This is a genomic window from Rathayibacter sp. VKM Ac-2856, from assembly GCF_013205055.1.
Lineage (GTDB): Bacteria > Actinomycetota > Actinomycetes > Actinomycetales > Microbacteriaceae > Rathayibacter.
Map to the genome: position 1 here is coordinate 783,775 of NZ_JABMLF010000001.1, position 18,164 is coordinate 801,938.

The window sequence follows — 18,164 nt, forward strand, 5'->3', positions numbered from 1 at the left end:
TCGCTGACGAATCGTCAACTCCGTGGCGGTCGGACGTCCGTCTGGCGTGTAGCGGGCAGCGGGATCAGGACCGGGCGACGACGTGCTCGAGGTCGGCGCCGAACTCGAACGCGCTCGCCGCCACGGCGCCGGAGCGCAGCACGGCGGGGAGCCAGAAGCGCGCGTCGTCCCACATGCGGTCGTACGGGACGTCGTCCAGCGGGACGAAGGCGGCGGCGAGCTCGCTCGACGCGGTCACCTCACCGCTCCAGCGGCGGCAGAGGAAGACGTGCGAGCGCTGACTCCAGGCGGGGCGGTGCGGGAAGAGGTAGTCGAGGGCGCCGCGCGGCTCGAGGTCGGCGGGATCCGCGTGCAGGCCCACCTCCTCCGCGAGCTCGCGGACGGCCGCCGACACCGGCGACTCCCCCGGCTCGAGCTTGCCGCCGGGCGCGACGACGCGACCCTCGCCGAGGCCTCGGAGCTTCCGCCCGAGCAGCACCTCGGTGCCGCCGGCCGACTCGCGGAGGACGTAGACGACGCAGACCTCGGGCAGTGGGTCGATCAGGGGCCGCACGCCCATGCCGCACCTCCGCTCCCCGGGTCCGAGGGGTCGGGACCGCCGTCGTAGGCTAGCCCGGTGACGACGACCGCGCTCGAGCGCTTCCAGGCCCTGCTGCGGGTCGACACGGTGTCGCACTCCGACGAGTCCGAGACCGACTGGAGCCGGTTCCGCGTCTTCCGCGAGCTGCTCGAGCAGCTCTACCCGGCGCTGCACGCCGCCCTCGAGTGCGAGACGGTGGCCGGCCACTCCCTGCTCTGGCGCTGGCGCGGCACCGAGGACGGCGACCCGTCCGTGCTGATGGCCCACTACGACGTGGTCAGCGTCACGCCCGACGACTGGTCGATCGCCCCCTTCGCCGCCGACACCGTCCTCCGTCCCGACGGGCGCACCGCCGTCGTCGGCCGCGGCGCACTGGACGACAAGGGCTCGCTCGTGACCCTGCTCGAGGCCGTCGAGGCGGCCGTGCTGCGGGGCGAGCGGCCCCGGCGCGACGTCTACCTGGTCTCCACCCACAACGAGGAGACGGCCGGCGACGGCGCGCCCTCGATCGTCGCGCTGCTCGCGGCCCGCGGCGTCCGCCCCCGCTTCGTGCTCGACGAGGGCGGCAACGTCCGCCGCGGCATCGTCCCCGGCGTCTCGACCCCGATCGCGGTCATCGGCGTCACCGAGCGCGGCATCATGAATCTCGAGCTGACCTGCCGGGACGCCGGCGGGCACGCCTCCGCCCCGCCGCCCCTGCCGGGCATGCTCGCCACGCAGCGCCTCGCCCGGGCGATCCACCGCCTCACCGAGAACCCGTTCCCCTCGACGCTGCCCGAGCCGATCGCCGAGCTGGTGCGCGCCGCCGCGCCCCGCGCCGACGCCGCGCACGCCGTCTGGTACGCCCGACCCCACGAGCACCCCGAGGCCGTCATCGGCGCGCTGGCCGGGCACTCGAACCGCTCCGCCGCGATGCTGCGGACCACGGTCGCCATCACGCAGCTGCGCGGCAGCACCGGCGCGAACGTCCTCGCCTCCACGGCGAGCGCGGTGGCGAACGTGCGGATCAACCCGGGCGGCACCGTCGCCGGCGTCGTCGAGCGGATCCGCGCCGTGATCGACGACCCCGAGGTCGAGATCGAGGTGCGCGTCGCGCACGAGCCCTCCCCCGTCTCCCCCACCGGCGAGCCCGGCGACGGCGGCCCCTACGACGTGCTCCGCGGCGTCGTGCAGGAGGTCTTCCCCGACGCGATCGTCGCGCCCTACGTGCAGACCGGCGGCAGCGACGCCCGGCACTTCCACGCGATCAGCGACGGGGTCTACCGCTTCATCCCGTTCGAGATCAGTCCGCAGCAGCAGCTGGGCATCCACGGCGCCGACGAGTCGGTCGAGGTCGACCAGTTCGAGCGCGCCATCGCCTTCTACGCGCGGCTCCTGCTCGAGCTCTGAGCGTCGGCTCCCCGCTGACGGCGTCCCTCCTGGAGCCGGGCCGTCGCTTCCCGGTGCGTTCTCTGAGCACCGGCTGAGGATCGAGCCGTCGTGCGGCGCCGTTCCTGGGAGATCCGTTCGATGACGCGCCGGGCTTCGTTGGCCGTCCGTTCATCCCGCGATGATGGACTGAGCTCCGCGGGTGCAGGTCACGGCCCGCGGAACGCAGTACAGCACCATGCGACATCCCGTACCGACGCCGGCCCGTTCGAGCCGGCCCCACCGATCGTGGAACCCGAGGATCATGACTGTCCGCCAGGCCGAGTACCCCCGGCCGAACCACTTCGTCCTTCACCTCAGCGACACCCACTTCATCGCCGGAGACGGCGGGCTGTACGGCTCCGACGTCGACAGCGAGGCGCAGCTCCGCCGCCTGTTCGACGAGCTGGAGGCCTCGGGCGGCCGCCCGGAGGCGATCGTCATCACCGGCGACCTGGCCGACAAGGGCGAGCCGGAGGCGTACGCGAAGCTGCGCGCCGTCGTCGAGCCGGCCGCGACCCGTCTGGGCGCGGAGGTGATCTGGGTGATGGGCAACCACGACGACCGCGGCGCCTTCCGCTCGGGTCTGCTCGACCAGCTGCCGACGACGCAGCCGATCGACCGCGTGCACGACGTGAACGGGCTGCGCATCATCGCGCTCGACTCGACCGTGCCCGGCGCCCACTACGGCGAGATCTCGGACGCCCAGCTCGACTGGCTCGCCGAGGAGCTGTCGAGCCCCGCTCCGCACGGCACGATCCTCGCGATGCACCACCCGCCGGTCCCGAGCGTGCTCGACCTGTCCGTGCTCGTCGAGCTGCGCGACCAGCCCGCGCTGGCCGAGGTGCTCGAGGGCTCCGACGTCCGCAGCATCATCGCCGGGCACCTGCACTACTCCTCGACCGCGACCTTCGCCGGGATCCCCGTCTCGGTCGCGTCGGCCACCTGCTACACGCAGGACCTCAACGTGCCGGTCGGCGGCACCCGCGCCCGCGACTCGGCGCAGGCCTTCAACCTGATCCACGTGTACGACGGCACGGTGCTGCACTCGGTGGTGCCGATCGGCGCGTCGACCGAGGTGTCCTACGTCTCGGCGAACGAGACGGAGCGGATCCTCGCGGCGCACGGCGTCGAGATCGCCCCGGCCACGGCCGCGCCGATCGAGCAGGCCGAGAAGCTCTACCCGCCCGTCGCGGAGCCGGTCGGCGTCAGCGCCTAGCGCGGAGCCGGTCGGCGTCAGCGCCCAGCGCGGAGCCGGTCGGCGTCAGCGCCCAGGCGCTGCGCCGCCCGGCCGGGCCGCGCTCAGTCCACGCGCTCCCACGGCGCCGGGATCGGGTAGTACTCCTCGAGGAAGTCGATCACGGCGCGGGTGCGCACCTCGGCCGAGATCTCGGGGAAGCTGCCGTCGTTCAGGCAGAAGAAATCGACCGCGCGGTTCTTCAGCAGCTTCTTCATGTCCTTCAGACCCTGGTGCATCGTCGTGTCGACGTACTTCACCGAGGCGTTCTCCTGCACCACCGCGCGCCCGGTCATCAGCGCGTAGTAGTGGTAGAGCGAGTTGGTGACGGAGACGTCGCTCGCCGAGCGGAAGCGGCTCGCGGCGGTCGCGGTGAACTCCGGCTCGAACTCGCTCTCGAGCTCGGCCATCACGCTCTTGCGCAGCGGCGTGGCCGCGTGCTCGAGGTGGCGGGTCGTCATCGCGCCGAAGCGCTCGCGGAGCAGCCGGCGGTTGACCCGCGCGGCGTTCTCGAACCCGCTGCGCGAGGCGTTGGAGTCGCCCATGCCGATGCGGGTGGTCGCCTCGATGAACTTGGTGATACCCCCGGGCGAGAAGAAGATCGACGGGTCCACCGGGCGGCCGAAGAACATGTCGTCGTTCGAGTAGAGGAAGTGCTCGGCCAGCCCCGGGATCCGGTGCAGCTGGCTCTCGACGGCGTGCGAGTTGTGGGTCGGCAGCACCGACAGGTCGCGGAAGTGGTCCTCGCTGCGGACGAGCGTGACGTCGGGGTGCTCGTCGAGCCAGCGCGGGCGGGGCGAGTCGGTGACGATGTAGATGTGCCGCACCCACGGCGCGTACATGTAGACGCTGCGCAGGGCGTACTTGAGCTCGTCGATCTGACGGAAGCGCGCGGGAGCGTCGTCGCCCTCGCCCACCACGTAGCTGGCCATCCGCGCGGCACGGGCGCGCTGGAACTCCAGGTCGGTGCCGTCGACCCAGGAGAAGACGATGTCGACGTCGAAGCGGATGTCGCTGACGAGCGGCTCGAACATGCCCTCGAAGGTCGGCCAGGTGCGGCCGTAGGCCTCGACGTGCGCGTCGATCGCCTCGGAGACCGGGAGGCTGCTGCGCATCAGGGCGTTCTCGGCGGGAGTGGTGATCTCCTCCTCGCCCACCTTCCAGAACTCGAGGCGGACGCCGCTGCGCGCGCCGTAGCGCAGCGAGCCGCTCGAGGAGACGCGGGGGCGGAAGAGCGAGAAGACCGCGGCGCGCGGGTACGGGGCGATCGCGCCCTCGGCCAGGAGCTGCGGCGGCGTGCCGCGCTTGTCGAGCGTCTTCACGTAGAAGGGCTCGGTGGCGAAGGCGCGCGCGAGCAGCGTCGCGAGCTCGGCGCCGAGCGAGCGGTCGATCGCGAGGAAGGGCGCGCCCTTCGTGCCGCGGATGAGGCGGTAGGGGAACTCGGCCTCGTCGAGGACCTCGCCGAGCGCGATCAGGTCCTCGGTCCAGGCCGCCTGCGGGGTCGTACTCGAGTTGACCAGCGAGAACAGTCCGGCATGGACGACGACGTCGTCACGGTCGAAATGGCGCGGACGCAGGAGGGCAGACGGCAGTGGACGGACGGAAGGCATGATTCACATTATCCGCCGCCCGTTTCGTGCGGATGACCGTCCTGCTCAGCTTGACAGGGAGTGCAGCCGCCCGAGCGCCTCGTCGCCGGCCCGTGCGGCCTCCTCAGCCCGCCGTCGCTCGCGCTCCGAGGCCACTCCGAGGGCGAAGGCCGGCTCCCCGCGGCGGGCCGCCACGAGGGCGTGCGCGCGCAGCACGTCGCGGGCGGCCAGGGCGTCGCGCTCCTCGCCGAGCGCGTCCGCGACGGCCTCGGCCGCCTTCGCGAGCCTGCGCCGCCGCGGGGAGACCGCGTCGGGCACGACCGCGGTCCAGGCCTCGACGACGTAGCGCAGGCGCTTGGCCGCCTTGCGCACCTCGTGCCGGGCCTCGAGACCGTCCCCGCCCTTCCGGGCCGCCTCGACGCGCGAGAGCTCCTTCGCGAGGGAGCGGCGGACCAGCTTCTTCGCGCCGTCGGCGGCGTTCTCCGTCCGCGGCGGGTCGGCCAGCAGGGCGTCGAGGGAGGCGAGGAGGGCGAGGTAGCGGGCGCCGCGCAGGGTCTTCGCGACCCGCTGCAGGGCGATCGCGTGCCGGCGCTCGACGGCGTCGAGGAGCGAGCTGCCGGCGACGGCCTTCGCGGGCAGCCCCTCCCCCGCCTCCTCGACCGCGGTGCGCAGGCGCGCGGCGAGCACCTCCTCGTCGCGGGCGGCGCCGAGGACCCCGCCGAGCCAGCGCAGCTCGTCGCGGACCGGATCGAGGGCCTCGCGCTCGAGCACGGAGCGGGAGGCGGCGAGGACGCTGCGCAGGCGCCGGGTGTGCAGGCGCATCTTGTGCAGCGCGTCGTCGGCCTCGAGGCGCACCCGGGGGTCGACCGCGCGCAGACCGGCCAGGAGCTCGCGGATCGCGGCGAGCGCCGCCTCCCCGCCGTCCCGGGGAGCGGGCCGCTCGTCCACGATCGGTCCGCCGGTCGCGCGTGCGAGCTTGGAGGCGCTCTCCGCGGGGCGCGCGCCGGCCGCCAGCAGCCGCTGCTCGATCGCGTCGAGGACCGCCTCGCCCTCGTCGCCGTGGACGTCGAGGAGCTCGACCTCCCACTCGCGCCAGCGCCGCTCGACGCCCGAGCGCTGGTCGTGCGCGATGACGAGGTCGTCGGCGATCTCGGCGAGCAGGCGGCCGGCGGAGTCGGCGACGCGGGTGATCGCGCGGACGGTGTCGAGGGTGGCGAGCGGCTCGAGCCGCGCGCGGCCGACGTGGCCGAGCACCGGCTCGCGGACGGCCGCGGGCACGGCGCGGGACGCGGTCAGCGGTGCGTGGATCTCGGTGCGGCCGGCGCTGCCCGGCAGCTTGACGTGCCAGCCCTCGTCCTCGCCGCCCTCGCGGCGGCGCAGGGTGATCCGGGCACGGGAGAGCGCGCGGTCGGCGGTGTCGACGTACTGGGCCGAGAGGCGCACCGGCTCCTCGGTGCTCGCCGTCGCGACCGCGCCCGCGCCGATCAGGGACGGCAGGGACGCGTCGGCTCCGACGTCGTACTTGCGCTCCACCTCGGTCTGCACGCGTCGCCGCGCGGCCGCCTTCGTCCTGTCCGACTGCTCCGCCATGCTCCATTGTGCGCAGGTCGGCGGCGCTCGCGGGGGCACGCCGTCGGCGGGGCGCGCGGTCGGCCTAGGCTGGGCGGATGACCGCGCCCGTCCCTCCCGTCGCCCGCCGTGTCCCCCTCGAACGCCGTCACCACGGCGATCTGGTGGTCGATCAGTACGAGTGGCTGCGGCAGAAGGAGGAGCCCGAGGTGATCGCCCACCTCGAGGCCGAGAACGCCTACACCGACGCCCTCCTCGAGCCCCTCGCCCCGCTGCGCGAGTGCCTCTTCGAGGAGATCCGGTCGCGGACGAAGGAGACCGACCTCTCGGTCCCGGTCCGCGAGGGCGGCTGGTGGTACTTCTCCCGCTCCTACGAGGGCCGCCAGTACGGCGTGCACTGCCGCGCGCCGATCACCGGGCCGGGCGACTGGACGCCGCCCTCCATCGCCGAGGGCGGACCGCTCGAGGGCGAGCAGGTCGTCCTCGACGGCAACGTCGAGGCCGAGGGGCACGACTTCTTCTCGCTCGGCAGCTTCGACGTGTCCGCCGACGGGCGCTACCTGCTCTTCGGCACCGACGTCGAGGGCGACGAGCGCTACACCCTGCGCATCCGCGACCTCAGCACCGGCGAGGACCTGCCCGACGTCGTCGAGGACACCGGCGGCGGAGCCGTCTTCGGCGCGGACGCCCGCTTCGTCTTCTACCCGACCGTCGACGAGTCCTGGCGGCCCGACACGATCCGACGCCACACCGTCGGCACCGACTCCGCGACCGACGAGGTCGTCTTCACCGAGCCCGACGAGCGCTACTGGATCGGCGTGGGCCTCACCCGCAGCCGCCGCTTCCTCGTCATCGAGATCGGCAGCAAGATCACCAGCGAGTGCCTGCTGCTCGACGCGGAGGACCCGACCGGGGAGTTCCGCTCGGTGTGGCCGCGCCGCGAGGGCGTCGAGTACGAGGTCGACCACGCCGTCGTCGACGGCCGCGACCGCCTCCTGATCGTGCACAACGACGGCGCCCTCGACTTCGAGATCGTCGAGGAGCCGGCCGACCTCTCGCTCACCCCGGAGCAGCGGGCGGCCGAGCGGCGCGTCCTCGTCCCGCACACCCCCGGACGGCGGATCGAGGGCGTCGACGCCTTCGCCGAGCACGTCGTCGTCTCCTACCGCGAGGCGGGCGCCACCCGCCTGGGCCTGCTGATCCCCGGCGACGGCGGCGCGCGCCTCGAGGAGATCGTCTTCGACGAGCCGCTCTACGACGCGGGCCTCGCCGGCAACCCGGAGTGGGAGCAGCCGACTCTGCGGCTCGCTTACACGTCGTTCGTCACCCCCTCCACGGTGCTCACCCTCGACGTCGCGACCGGCGAGCGGACGGTGCTCAAGCAGCAGCCGGTCCTCGGCGACTACGACCCCGCGCGCTACGAGCAGCGCCGCGAGTGGGCGACGGCCGAGGACGGCACGCGGATCCCGCTCTCGCTGGTCTGGCGGCGCGACGCGGCCGCCCCCGACGAGGCGCCGGCGCCGCTCCTGCTCTACGGCTACGGCTCGTACGAGGCGAGCATCGACCCGGGCTTCTCGATCGCGCGGCTCTCGCTGCTCGACCGCGGCGTGGTCTTCGTCATCGCGCACGTGCGCGGCGGGGGCGAGATGGGCCGCTCCTGGTACGAGGAGGGGAAGACGCTCGCCAAGCGGACCACCTTCACCGACTTCGTCGACGCGGCGCGGCACCTCGTCGAGGCGGGGTTCACCACCCCGGAGCGCCTGGTCGCGCAGGGCGGCTCGGCAGGCGGCCTGCTGATGGGCGCGGTCGCGAATCTCGCACCGGAGGCGTTCGCCGGGATCCTGGCGCAGGTGCCGTTCGTGGACGCCCTGACCTCGATCCTCGATCCGTCGCTGCCGCTGACCGTGATCGAGTGGGACGAGTGGGGCGACCCGCTGCACGACGCCGAGGTCTACGCCTACATGAAGTCGTACTCGCCCTACGAGAACGTGCGCGAGGGCGTCGCCTACCCGCGGATCCTCGCGACGACGAGCCTCAACGACACGCGCGTGCTCTACGTGGAGCCGGCGAAGTGGGTCGCGCGGCTGCGCGAGGTCGGGGCGCCCGCGCTGCTGAAGATCGAGATGACGGCCGGGCACGGCGGCGTCAGCGGGCGCTACGAGCGCTGGCGCGAGGTGGCGTTCGAGTACGCCTGGATCCTGGACGTGCTCGGGCTGGCGGAGGAGACCCGCGGCGAGTGAGCGCGGCCTCCGGATCGAGCGGGCGCGCCGCAAGCCCCACCGGGGCGTCGGTCGCGCCGCGTAAGGTTCGGGGTGCCGACCGAGGGGAAGTGCAGAGATGAGCGCAGGACTGTCGATCGACCGGGCCGCGGCCTGGGTCGCGGATCAGCGGTGGTACGCGAGCAAGGGGCGGCGCCCCGAGCTGGAGATCCGCGGCGAGTGGCGCCTGGAGCGCGGTGACGGCGACGTCGTCGTGCACCTCGTCATCGACCGCGCGGGCTCCAGCCCGGTGCTCTACCAGGTGCCGGTGACGGTGCGCTCGGCGCCCGTGGCGGGCCTCGAGGACGCCCTGATCGAGAGCGACGGCACCCGCTTCGTGTACGACGGTCCCCGCGACCCGCTCTTCGCGCGCGCGCTCTTCGAGCTGATCGCCGAGGGCGGATCCTCCGACGCGGAGGGCACCCTGGGCGGCGCACGCGCCGAGGGGCACCGCCAGCCGGGGGCCTCGATCGGCGCCTTCGCGTCGTCGCGGATCCTCAGCGGCGAGCAGTCGAACACGTCGATCATCGTGCAGACCACGGCGGAGGACGGCTCGGCCGGCACCCCCGTGATCGTCAAGGTCTTCCGCGCGCTGCACCACGGCGAGAACCCGGACGTCACCGTGCAGTCCGCACTGAACGCCGCCGGCAGCACGCTCGTCCCGCCCGTGATCGGCAACGTGACCGGCGAGTGGGACGACCGCGGCGAGCCGTCGGGGCGCGCCTTCGGCCACCTCGCCTTCGCGCAGGAGTTCCTCCCCGGTGTCGAGGACGCCTGGCGCGTGGCGCTCGAGGCGGTCGCCGGCGACGACGACTTCACCGGTCCGGCCCGCGAGCTGGGTCTCGCGACGGCGCAGGTGCACTCCACGCTCGCCGAGGTGATGCCGACCGAGGACGCGACCCCGGAGGTCGTGCAGCGGATGATCGCGACGATGCGCCGCCGGCTGCGGATCGCCTCCTCCGAGGTGCCCGTCATCGCCGAGGACGCCGACGCGATCGACGCCGTCTTCCAGGCGGCCGAGCAGGCGCCCTGGCCGCGGCTGCAGCGCATCCACGGCGACTACCACCTCGGCCAGGTGCTGGCCGTGCCGGACCGCGGCTGGGTGCTGCTCGACTTCGAGGGCGAGCCGCTGCGGCCGATGCACGAGCGGCTGCTCCCGGACATCGCGCTGCGCGACGTCGCCGGGATGCTGCGCTCCTTCGACTACGCGGCCGGCGCGCACGAGCAGGCCTCGCCCGGGAGCTCCCGCGCCGCCTGGGCGCTGGCCAGCCGCCGCGCCTTCCTCGAGGGCTACACCGAGGAGGCGGGCGACGCGGTCACCGCGCACCGCGCCGTGCTCGACGCGTTCGAGCTCGACAAGGCGATCTACGAGGCCATCTACGAGGCGCGCAACCGCCCCGAGTGGCTGTCGATCCCGGTGACCGCGGTGCAGCGGCTCGTCGGACGCTCGTAGGGTGCAGGTATGACCGAACGCGACGAGACGACCGACGCCCGCGACTCCGACTCCCCCGAGGAGGCGCCGCTCGACCCGCTGAGCGACTTCAGCATCCCGGGCGACACCGACCTGCACGTCGACGGCGACGCCTCCGGCGCCGACGGCCGCGAGGTCGCGGAGCCCTCCGAGGACGACTGACCCGTCCCCCGGCCCGCTGATCGAGCGGCCCCGAGCATGCTGGTCGAGTAGCCCCGCAGGGGCGTATCGAGACCCACCTGCATGCTGGTCGAGTAGCCCCGCAGGGGCGTATCGAGACCCACCGTCGCCGGAACTCCCGTCGGTGCGCGATCTCGATACGCCCGCTGCGCGGGCTACTCGATCGACGTGGAGCGGCCCGCCGCGCGGGCTGCTCGATCAGCAGGGGGCGGCCCGCAGCTCGGGCTGCTCGATCAGCGCGGGCTGCCCGGTCGCTCAGCCGCCCATCTCGGGCTCGGCCCAGGACGCGAGGGTCGACCCGGCGGCGGCGCAGCCCGTCCCGAGGTCGGACTGGAGGGTGCTCCACTCCGGGGAGGACGGGTCGTACGTCCACCGGCCGGCGGCCGCCTGCGCGTCCTGCAGGAGGCTCCGGATGCCCTCCGACGCGGCGGAGACACCGGTCTCGTCCGGCGCCGGGTCCTGCATCCGCACCGTCGAGAGCTGGAAGGCCTGCCGCTCGAGGAACGCCTGATAGGCGTCCTCGGAGACGTCGCCGCGGTCGTGGAACCACTGCATGGTCCAGCCCAGGCTGAGCAGCGAGCTGTAGCGGCCGCAGACGTACGACGCGCTGGTGTCCTGCTCCCCCGGGACCGTGCCGCGCGCGGTCGGCTCGACCGTCACCGTGACGGTCGGCGCCGGTGTCTGCGCCACCGCGTCGCCTCCGCTCGAGCAGCCGGAGAGCGCCGCAGCGACGGCGGCCAGGCCGAGGACACCGGCGGCGAGCCGAGGTGCGAGTGGACGTCGGATGTGCGTGTGCTCCCCCATGCGGCGACCCTACCGGCAGGTCGGCGGCCGGAGCGCGATCAGGGCAGCGGCGCGAGCGGGCCGGTGGCCGGGCCCTCCAGGACGGTGCCGTCGGGGGCGAAGCGCGAGCCGTGCAGCGGGCAGTCCCAGCTGCGCTCCGCGTCGTTCCAGGTGACGACACCGCCCAGGTGCGGGCAGACCGCGGAGACGGCGCAGCGGCGCCCCTCGACGGTCGAGACCGCGACCGGCCGGAGTCCGTCGCGGGCGAGCGCGCCCTGCCCCTCGTCCGGGATCACGCCCTCGGAGCGGGGGGCGCGCAGCGCCGCCCCGTAGCCGCGCGCGTACCAGGCGGCGACCGCGCCGAGCGCCCCCGCGCCCTCCGCCATCACCCGGGGCAGGGTGGGTCGGCGGTGCAGCGTCCGCGCCCAGGGCGGGGTCTCGCCGCGGGAGTCGCCGACGAGCGTGAGCGCCGCCTGCACCGCGTTGGTCATCCCCCACTTGTCGTAGCCGGTCGCCAGGAAGATCCGGCCGCGGCCGCGGGGCAGCCAGCCGACGAAGGGCACGCGGTGGAACGGCTCGTAGTCCTGCGCGCTCCACTGCGCGATCGGCTCGGCTCCGGGGAAGGAGCGGCGCGTCCAGGCGATGAGGTCGTCGACGCTCTCCTGCGTCCGCGCGCGGCGGCCGACCACGTGGCCGTTGCCTCCGACGAGGAGCAGCCGCTCGCCGTCGCGCTCCACGTCGCGGATCGAGCGCGAGGGCCCGTCGACGGAGAGGAACATGCCGTCCGGGATCGCCTCGGCGCCCCGGAAGGCGACCGCGTAGGAGCGCAGGGCGATCTGCTTGGCGAAGTAGAGCCCGCGGTCCAGGATCGGCGCGCCGGTGAGGAGGTACGCCCGCTCCCCGGTGACGTCCCCGGCGGAGGTGCGCACCCGGACGGGCGAGGAGGCGCGCAGGCCGAGCGCCCGGACGCCCTGCACGAGCACGCCGCCCGCCGCGCGGAAGTCGGCGGCGAGCGCCGTCAGCACCGCCATCGGATCGAACTCGGCCTGGTCGTCGAGCGCGACGGCCGCGGTGCTCGGGAACGGCGTGTCCAGCTCACCGACCAGTCGGGTGGCCAGACCGAAGCGGCGGGCGGTCTCGTGCTCGCGCAGCACCGCCGCCACACCGTCGGGGGTCTGCGCGTAGCTGTAGGCGGTGCGGCGCTGCACGGGGACGCCGGCCTCGCGGAGGTAGTCGACGAGCCAGGTGAAGCCGGCGAGGTTCGCGGCGACGTAGGCCCGGGTGACCGCGGGGATGTTCCGCGCGGCGATCCTGCTGAGGTGCGCGCCCTGCAGCAGGCTCAGCTTCGCGGTGCTGCTGCCGGTCGCCACGGCCCCCACCTCGCGGGCCTCGAGGACGAGCACCCGGCGACCGCCGCGCTGGAGCAGGAGCGCCGTCACGAGTCCCGTCAGCCCGGCTCCCACGATCACGTCGTCGTAGTGCGCGCCCGGGACGAACGCGTCACCCGGGATCGGCTCGGCACCCTGCCGCCAGAGCGAGGTCGCCTCGGTCGCCGGCACGTCGGTCCGCTTCATCGCATCTCCCTGCACTCGGGCCGAGGAGCCGGCCGTGCCCGACGCTACGCGGGGCGGAGGAGCGCGTCACGGTGTTGACCCCCGCCGCGCGCGGCACTAGCTCGGAGCGGTCAGAGCCAGCCCCAGCGCTTGAACAGCCGGTGCAGGACCACGCTGGAGGCGACCATCAGGCCCAGCGCCGCCGGGTAGCCCCAGGCGAGGTGCAGCTCCGGCATCGCGTCGAAGTTCATGCCGTAGACGCTGGAGATCATGGTGGGGGCGAAGAAGATGGCGGCCCAGGCGGAGATCCGCTTGACCTCGTCGTTCTGCTGGTTGCCCGCCTCCGCGAGCCTCTTCATGTCCTCGTTCTGGCGCTGGGCGACGAGGGTCGCGTTCACGGCGAGGATCTCGCGGAGCGTGGTGCGGAAGCCCTCGACGCGCTCGTCGACCACGGCGACGTGGTCGGCGACGTCGCGGAGGTAGCGGCGGAGCTCGACGTCCTCGCGGAAGACGTCGAAGTCGGTGACGAGCCGGCCGAGCATCCCGGTCAGCGGGCGGGTCGCGCGCTGGAAGTCGAGGACCTCCTGGCTGAGCTCGTAGATGCGCCGCGACACGGCCGGGTCGCCCTCGAAGACCTGGGCCTCGATCTCGTCGATGTCGTTCTCGAGCCCCGCGACGACCGGCGCGTACTGGTCGACCACCGCGTCAAGGATCGCGTAGAGGACCGCGACCGGGCCCTTCCGCAGCAGCTCCGGGTCCGCCTCCATCCGGCGCCGGACCAGGGAGAGGTCGGGCTTCTCGGAGTGGCGGACGGTGACGACGAAGTTCGGCCCGACGAACAGGTGCAGCTCGCCGAAGTCGACCTCCTCGCGCTGGTCCGCGTAGCTCGCGGCGCGCAGGACGACGAACATGTCGGCGCCGTAGCGCTCGAGCTTGGGGCGCTGGTGCGCGCTGATCGCGTCCTCGATGGCGAGCGGGTGCATCGAGAACTCGTCCTCGAGGGCGGCCAGCTCGGCCTCGGTCGGGCGGTAGAGGCCGATCCAGGCCATCGCGTCGGGCAGCCGCTGCAGGGCGGCGAGCGCCTCGGGGATGCTCGAGGGCGAGACGACGCGGTGGCCGTCCTGGTAGATCGCGTTGTCGACGGTGCTCCGGCGGGCGGGCTCCTCCTCGGGGCGGATCCGCTCGATCGGGCTGGTGTCCTCCGCGGCGGCCCGCGTCCTCGCGCCGAGGCCGAGGAGGGTCGAGGGGACTCGGGGCAGCTTCACGGGGCCTCCTCTGATCGACCGACGCCCTATTCTGCACCCCCGGGTGAACGGCAGGTGTCCGGCGGCGACGGCACGGCCGGCGTCCGGTGTCGGAGCCGCTCAGTAGCCTGGAGGAGCACGACAGGGAGCGCCACCGCACACCCGCACCGCACGCGAAAGGACGGTCGTGAAGCTCCTGCACACCTCCGACTGGCACATCGGCCGCACCTTCCACGGCCACTCGAGCGTCGCCGCGCTCGGCGTCGTGCTCGACGCGCTGGTCGAGACGGTGCGTGCCGAGGGCGTCGACGTCGTCCTCGTCGCGGGCGACGTCTTCGACTCGGCGGTGCCGGCGGCCGAGCACTACACGCTGCTGACCCGCACGCTCGAGGCGATCCGCGCGGCCGGAGCCGAGGTCGTGCTGACGAGCGGCAACCACGACTCCCCCGCCCGACTGGGCTTCCAGGCCGGGCTCCTGCGCGGCTCCGGCGTGCACGTGCTCACCGACCCCGACGCGTACGCCGAGCCGGTCGTCCTGCGCGACGAGCACGGCGAGGTGGGCGTCTACGGCATCCCGTACCTCGAGCCGGCGCTCTACCGGCACCGGCACCCGGAGGAGTCGCTGCGCCGCCACGAGGACGTCCTCGCCTTCGCGATGCGCCGCATCCGCGCGCACGCCGAGGCGTCCGGCCGCCGCTGGGTGGTGCTGGCGCACTGCTTCGCCGTCGGAGCACCGGCCGGCACGGTCGAGCGCGACATCACGGCCGGCGGGATCGACTACGTCTCGGTCGACCACTTCGCCGCGGCCGACTACGCGGCGCTCGGGCACATCCACGGGCGGGCGACGCTGCTGCCGGGCGTCCGCTACTCCGGCGCCCCGCTGCACTACTCGTTCGGCGAGGCCGCGAAGCCGCGCGGCGGCTGGCTGGTCGAACTCGGTGCCGACGGTCTCGGCGAGGTGTCCTGGTCGTCGCTGCCGGTGCCGCGCCGCCTCAGCGTGATCGAGGGGCGGCTGGAGGAGCTGCTGAGCGATCCATCGCTCGCGGAGTACGAGCCCGACTGGGTGTCGGCCGTGCTGACCGACGAGGTGCGCCCGCTCGACGCGATGGCGCGACTGCAGTCGCGCTTCCCGGGCTGCGCGACGCTGGAGCACCGTCCGCCGCACGCCGCGGTCGACGAGCGGCGCTACGCCGAGCGGGTCCGCGGCCGCAGCGACGTCGAGGTGATCGACGACTTCCTCGCGCACGTCCGCGGCGGGCACGGGGCGACCGAGACCGAGCGCGCCCTCGCGCTCGATGCGCTGGCGCAGGTCGACGCCGAGGCGCTGCGGTGAGGATCCGCCGCCTCTCCTTCGCCGGTCTCGGCCCGTTCCGCGCCGAGCAGGAGATCGACTTCGACCGCCTCGAGGACGTCGGGATCTACCTCATCGCCGGGCGCACCGGCGCCGGCAAGTCCACGATCCTCGACGCGATCGGCTTCGCCCTCTACGGCTCGGTGCCGCGCTTCGACGGCACGGCCTCGCGGCTGCGCAGCGACCACAGCGCGCCCGAGGACGAGACGTTCGCCGAGCTCGACTTCGAGGCGGCCGGGCGGCTCTACCGGGTCCGCCGCTCGCCGGAGTACGAGCGTCCGGCCAAGCGCGGCGGCGGCACCACCCGGCAGGCGGCGAAGGTCGCGCTGCTCGAGCACGTCGACGGCGAGTGGCGCGGGCTCTCCTCCAGCGCTCGGGAGACGGGCGCCGACATCGGGCGGATCGTCGGCCTCACCAAGGACCAGTTCCTGCAGGTGATCCTGCTCGCGCAGAACCGCTTCCACGAGTTCCTGCTCGCGAAGAACGACGACCGGCAGCGCTTGCTCCGCACGCTCTTCGCGACCGAGCGCTACGACCTGCTCCGCCGGCGCCTCGTCGAGCTGCGGCAGGAGAGCGGCGCCGCCCTCGAGGAGGAGCGCGCGGTCGTGACGGCGCTGGCCGACGAGGCGGTGCGCCTGACCGCCGACGACGAGCCGGCGCCCGCGGTGCCGGACGCTGCCTGGTTCCGCAACCTGGTGACCCGGCTCGACGCTCCGCTCGCCCTCGCCGGTGCGGAGGTGGCGGAGGCCGACGCGGCGAGCCGTGCGGCCGAGGCGGCCCGCGACGAGGCGCGCGTCCTCAAGCGCGCGCAGGACCGCCGCCGGACCGCGCTGATCGAGGCGGAGGAGCTGGCGGTCGCGGAGTCGCTGGTCGTGCGCGAGCGCGAGCGGATCGAGCGGGCGCGGCGCGCCGAGGGCGTGCTGCCGCTGCTGAAGACCGCGCGCACCGCCGCCGACCGGGCCCTGGCTGCCGTGCGGTCCCGCGACGACGCCGCGGACGCCTTCACGGCCGCCTTCCAGGAGCCCGCCGATCGGGCCGCCGCCGTCCGAGCGAGCGAGCGCCTGGCCGGCACGCTCGGCGCGCTGGCCGAGGCGCTGGCCGACGAGCGCGCGCTGCCGGAGGCGGTCCGCGGCCTCGAGCGCGCCGCGGCGGCGCGCGACCGGGCCGCCGCCGCGCTCGAGGTCCTCGACCGCGAGCTCCGCGCGCTCCCCGGCCTCCTCGACGCCCTGACCGCGGAGGAGGACGACCTCGTCGCGGACGCCTCCGCGCTGCCGGCCCGGAGCGACGAGCTGGCCGCGCTGGAGCGGAGGATCCGCGCCGCCGCCGAGCGCGGGAGCGCCGCGACCGCGCTCGGCCGGCTGCGCGAGGCCCACGCCGACGCGGCCCGCGCGCACGGCCTACGCGCCGCGGAGCACTCCGCGCTCGTCGCCCGCCGCTTCGCGGGCTTCGCCGGCGAGCTGGCGGGCGAGCTCGAGCCCGGCGAGCCCTGCCCCGTCTGCGGCTCCTGCGAGCACCCGAGGCCGGCCGAGCACGGCGAGCTGCCGCCCGTCGGCACCGGCGAGATCGAGCGGGCGCGCACCGCCGTCGATCGCGCCGCCGCCGCGATGGACACCGCGCGCGAGGCGGAGGGTGCGGGGGCGCTCGCCCTCGCCGCGCTCCAGGAGCGCGTCGGCGACTCGACGGACGAGGAGCTGCAGGCCTCGCTCGCCGACGCCGAGCGCCGCCTCGACGCCTCCCGGCGCGCGGCGACCCGCCTCGAGGAGGTCCGGCGCGAGCGCACGGCGCTCCGCGTCCGCGGAGACGCGCTCACCGCCGACCTCGAGTCCGCCCGCGCCGAGCACCAGCGCCTCTCCTCCGACCACGCTCTGGCCGCCGAGGCGCTGCGGCTGCTGCGCGAGCGGATCGACGCCCACCGCGACGGGGCCGCGAGCATCGCCGAGCGCGTCGCCGCGATCACCGCCCGGCGCCGCATCGCCGACGCCCTCGTCGAGGCCGAGGACTCCGCGAGCGCCCGCAGCGACGCGGCCGAGGCGGCCGGGGCCCAGCTGGCCGAGGTCGTCGCCGACCGCGGCTTCGCGAGCCCCGAGGACGCCGAGTCCGCCGCCCTCACCGCGGGCGAGCGCGCCCGCGCCGAGGCCGTGGTCGCCGAGCACGAGCGCCGCCGCAGCGCCGTCGACGCGGTCCTCACCGATCCCGAGCTCGCCGGAGTGCCGACGACCCCCGTCGATCTCGCCGCGGCGGAGGAGGAGGCGCGCACCGCCTCCACCCGCCGCGACGAGGCCCGCTCCCGGCACTCCGTCCTCGAGCACCGCGCCGCGCGTCTCGCCGAGCTGGCCGCGCGGGCCGACGAGCGCCTGACCGTGCTGGAGGACAGGCTGCGCCGCCACGACGAGCTGCGCGCCCTGGCCGAGACCATCGACGGGCGCGGGCAGAACACCCGCCGGATGGACCTCGAGGCCTTCGCCCTGGCCGGCCGCCTGGAGGAGATCGTCGCCGCCGCGAACCTGCGCCTGAACGCGATGACCAGCGGCCGCTACGCCCTCGTGCACGACGACTCACTCGCCTACCGCGGCGCCGCCTCCGGTCTCGGCATCGACGTCCTCGACGCCTTCACCGGCGCCCGGCGCCAGCCCGCGTCGCTCTCGGGCGGCGAGACCTTCCTCGCCTCGCTCGCGCTGGCGCTCGGCCTCGCGGACGTGGTGACGATGCAGTCCGGCGGCGTCTCGCTCGAGACGATGTTCATCGACGAGGGCTTCGGCTCGCTGGACTCCGAGACCCTCGAGACCGCGCTCGGCACCCTCGACGAGCTGCGCTCCGGCGGCCGCACGATCGGGCTGATCAGCCACGTCGACGCGATGCGCGAGCGGCTGCCGACGGGGCTGAAGGTCGTCGTGAGCGACCGCGGCGACAGCAGGATCCTCACGGCGTGACGGCGGGACCCG

General features: G+C 74.5%; 13 protein-coding genes. 7 read left to right on the forward strand and 6 right to left on the reverse strand.

Annotated features, from left to right (window positions below; translation table 11 throughout):
* Positions 1-64: 64 nt before the first annotated feature.
* A complete protein-coding gene (locus HQQ82_RS03665; RefSeq protein ID WP_173231700.1) occupies positions 65-559 on the reverse strand; it encodes an 8-oxo-dGTP diphosphatase in 495 nt (164 codons plus the stop codon).
* Positions 560-616: 57 nt separating this feature from the next.
* On the opposite strand from HQQ82_RS03665, the gene HQQ82_RS03670 reads away from it, so the two are divergent.
* Positions 617-1,969 carry a M20/M25/M40 family metallo-hydrolase gene (locus HQQ82_RS03670; protein ID WP_173231701.1) on the forward strand — a complete coding sequence of 451 codons (1,353 nt, stop codon included), beginning with the start codon at positions 617-619 and terminating at the stop codon, positions 1,967-1,969.
* A 283-nt stretch (positions 1,970-2,252) separates the two neighbouring features.
* Entirely contained in the window at positions 2,253-3,206 is a 954-nt protein-coding gene (locus HQQ82_RS03675) for a phosphodiesterase (protein WP_216848170.1), read from the forward strand.
* 83 nt (positions 3,207-3,289) lie between these two features.
* Here HQQ82_RS03675 and HQQ82_RS03680 read toward each other — a convergent pair whose 3' ends face one another.
* Positions 3,290-4,834 (reverse strand): stealth family protein, encoded by a 1,545-nt coding sequence (locus tag HQQ82_RS03680; protein WP_173231702.1) that lies wholly within the window; start codon positions 4,832-4,834, stop codon positions 3,290-3,292.
* Positions 4,835-4,879: 45 nt separating this feature from the next.
* Entirely contained in the window at positions 4,880-6,403 is a 1,524-nt protein-coding gene (locus HQQ82_RS03685; protein WP_173231703.1) for a CYTH and CHAD domain-containing protein, read from the reverse strand.
* A 77-nt stretch (positions 6,404-6,480) separates the two neighbouring features.
* On the opposite strand from HQQ82_RS03685, the gene HQQ82_RS03690 reads away from it, so the two are divergent.
* From HQQ82_RS03690 to HQQ82_RS03700, 3 genes are all read left to right on the forward strand, one after another.
* The gene (locus HQQ82_RS03690; protein ID WP_173231704.1) at positions 6,481-8,622 is read left to right on the forward strand and encodes a S9 family peptidase; all 2,142 of its coding nucleotides are present in this window, start codon (positions 6,481-6,483) and stop codon (positions 8,620-8,622) included.
* Between the two features lie 97 nt (positions 8,623-8,719).
* Positions 8,720-10,093, forward strand: coding sequence for a phosphotransferase (locus tag HQQ82_RS03695; RefSeq protein WP_173231705.1), 1,374 nt, complete (start codon positions 8,720-8,722; stop codon positions 10,091-10,093).
* Positions 10,094-10,102: 9 nt separating this feature from the next.
* Positions 10,103-10,273 carry a hypothetical protein gene (locus HQQ82_RS03700; RefSeq protein ID WP_173231706.1) on the forward strand — a complete coding sequence of 57 codons (171 nt, stop codon included), beginning with the start codon at positions 10,103-10,105 and terminating at the stop codon, positions 10,271-10,273.
* 273 nt (positions 10,274-10,546) lie between these two features.
* Here HQQ82_RS03700 and HQQ82_RS03705 read toward each other — a convergent pair whose 3' ends face one another.
* From HQQ82_RS03705 to HQQ82_RS03715, 3 genes are all read right to left on the reverse strand, one after another.
* Positions 10,547-11,095: a hypothetical protein gene (locus HQQ82_RS03705; protein ID WP_173231707.1), complete on the reverse strand. Its 549-nt coding sequence runs from the start codon at positions 11,093-11,095 to the stop codon at positions 10,547-10,549.
* A 38-nt stretch (positions 11,096-11,133) separates the two neighbouring features.
* Positions 11,134-12,648 (reverse strand): FAD-dependent oxidoreductase, encoded by a 1,515-nt coding sequence (locus HQQ82_RS03710; RefSeq protein WP_173231708.1) that lies wholly within the window; start codon positions 12,646-12,648, stop codon positions 11,134-11,136.
* A 110-nt stretch (positions 12,649-12,758) separates the two neighbouring features.
* Entirely contained in the window at positions 12,759-13,814 is a 1,056-nt protein-coding gene (locus HQQ82_RS03715) for a magnesium and cobalt transport protein CorA (RefSeq protein WP_367947851.1), read from the reverse strand.
* A 244-nt stretch (positions 13,815-14,058) separates the two neighbouring features.
* On the opposite strand from HQQ82_RS03715, the gene HQQ82_RS03720 reads away from it, so the two are divergent.
* Together HQQ82_RS03720 and HQQ82_RS20505 are read left to right on the forward strand one after the other, a co-directional pair.
* Entirely contained in the window at positions 14,059-15,204 is a 1,146-nt protein-coding gene (locus HQQ82_RS03720) for an exonuclease SbcCD subunit D (protein ID WP_173231710.1), read from the forward strand.
* Complete coding sequence (locus HQQ82_RS20505; protein WP_173231711.1) at positions 15,201-18,152, forward strand: AAA family ATPase; 2,952 nt, start codon at positions 15,201-15,203, stop codon at positions 18,150-18,152. The genes HQQ82_RS03720 and HQQ82_RS20505 overlap by 4 nt, the downstream gene beginning before the upstream one ends.
* The last annotated feature ends 12 nt before the right edge of the window (positions 18,153-18,164 follow it).

What these genes read in the sequence shown, in the direction of transcription:
- HQQ82_RS03705 (WP_173231707.1), bottom strand. Translation starts at nt 11,095, where the DNA reads ATGGGGGAGCACACGCACATCCGACGTCCACTCGCACCTCGGCTCGCC.
- HQQ82_RS03680 (WP_173231702.1), bottom strand. Translation starts at nt 4,834, where the DNA reads ATGCCTTCCGTCCGTCCACTGCCGTCTGCCCTCCTGCGTCCGCGCCAT.
- HQQ82_RS03695 (WP_173231705.1), top strand. Translation starts at nt 8,720, where the DNA reads ATGAGCGCAGGACTGTCGATCGACCGGGCCGCGGCCTGGGTCGCGGAT.
- HQQ82_RS03710 (WP_173231708.1), bottom strand. Translation starts at nt 12,648, where the DNA reads ATGAAGCGGACCGACGTGCCGGCGACCGAGGCGACCTCGCTCTGGCGG.
- HQQ82_RS03685 (WP_173231703.1), bottom strand. Translation starts at nt 6,403, where the DNA reads ATGGCGGAGCAGTCGGACAGGACGAAGGCGGCCGCGCGGCGACGCGTG.
- HQQ82_RS03700 (WP_173231706.1), top strand. Translation starts at nt 10,103, where the DNA reads ATGACCGAACGCGACGAGACGACCGACGCCCGCGACTCCGACTCCCCC.
- HQQ82_RS03690 (WP_173231704.1), top strand. Translation starts at nt 6,481, where the DNA reads ATGACCGCGCCCGTCCCTCCCGTCGCCCGCCGTGTCCCCCTCGAACGC.
- HQQ82_RS03665 (WP_173231700.1), bottom strand. Translation starts at nt 559, where the DNA reads ATGGGCGTGCGGCCCCTGATCGACCCACTGCCCGAGGTCTGCGTCGTC.
- HQQ82_RS03675 (WP_216848170.1), top strand. Translation starts at nt 2,253, where the DNA reads ATGACTGTCCGCCAGGCCGAGTACCCCCGGCCGAACCACTTCGTCCTT.